At 73.8% G+C, this 1,044-nt stretch carries 2 protein-coding genes; one reads left to right on the top strand and one right to left on the bottom strand.

Features of this window, described 5'->3' with window-relative positions; genetic code table 11:
* Window positions 1-52: 52 nt before the first annotated feature.
* A complete protein-coding gene (locus PKA89_RS16360; RefSeq protein WP_324421290.1) occupies window positions 53-346 on the bottom strand; it encodes a metalloregulator ArsR/SmtB family transcription factor in 294 nt (97 codons plus the stop codon).
* 170 nt (window positions 347-516) lie between these two features.
* Here PKA89_RS16360 and PKA89_RS16355 point away from each other — a divergent pair, with 170 nt between their 5' ends.
* Window positions 517-1,038 carry an ArsI/CadI family heavy metal resistance metalloenzyme gene (locus PKA89_RS16355; protein ID WP_324421246.1) on the top strand — a complete coding sequence of 174 codons (522 nt, stop codon included), beginning with the start codon at window positions 517-519 and terminating at the stop codon, window positions 1,036-1,038.
* Window positions 1,039-1,044: the final 6 nt, after the last annotated feature.

Genomic DNA, 1,044 nt, shown 5'->3' with positions numbered 1-1,044 from the left:
ACCCAGCCCGGCGGCGCCTCGCCCTGCCCACTTGACAGGAAACCGCTACATATCAGTCGAAGATGCCGCGGACGTCGGCCAGCCGGGCCGGCACGAGCCGGTACCAGGCCCAGGTGCCGCGGCGCTCGCGCTCGAGCAGGCCGGCCGACGTGAGGACCTTGAGGTGGTGCGAGACCGTGGGCTGGGCGAGGCCGACGAGGTCGGTGAGGTCGCAGACGCAGGCCTCGCCGTCCGCGGTGGCCCGGATCGCGCTGAGCAGCCGGAGCCGCACCGGGTCGGCGACGGCCTTGAGCAGGATCGCGCTCCGCTCGGCCTCCTCGCGGCCGAGCCCGCCGTCGACGCCGATGCCGCAGCACGACGCGGTGGTGGGGGCGGCCAGGGGCAGCTCGCGGACCGGCACGACGTCCTCCTCAGGGTGATGAGGCTCCATATTGACACACATCGATGTGATGTGGTGTGCTGCGTGGCATAGGCATCGATGACTGTCGATGCAGGAGACCCGCCACCGGAGGTTCCATGTCCGCCCCCACGCCCGCGACCGGTCGCGTCCAGCTGGCCCTCAACGTCAGCGACCTCGAGGCCTCGATCGCCTTCTACTCCGCCATGTTCGGGGTCGAGCCGCACAAGCGCCGCCCCGGCTACGCGAACTTCGCCGTCGCCGAGCCGCCGCTCAAGCTCGTCCTCGTCGAGACCCCGGCGGACGCCCGCGGCGCCGGCGTCACCGGCGCCCTCAACCACCTCGGGGTCGAGGTCGCCTCGACCGACGAGGTGCGCGCGGCCCGGGAGCGGTTCGCGTCGGCCGGCCTCGCCGCGTTCGACGAGGACGACACGACCTGCTGCTACGCCCTCCAGGACAAGGTCTGGGTGCACGACCCGGCCGGCGCTCCGTGGGAGGTCTACACGGTCAAGGACGAGGCCCCGGCGCAGCCGCGGGACGCCTTCGACCGGCCGGTCGAGGGGGTCGCCGGCGACGGCACCTGCTGCACGCCCGCGGCCGGGCACGCCGAGCGCGCGGCCGAGGAGGCCTGCTGCCGGTGACCGCCG

Source organism: Phycicoccus sp. (genome assembly GCF_035325325.1).
Taxonomy (GTDB): domain Bacteria; phylum Actinomycetota; class Actinomycetes; order Actinomycetales; family Dermatophilaceae; genus Phycicoccus.
This window is presented reverse-complemented; position numbering and strand designations above follow the sequence as displayed.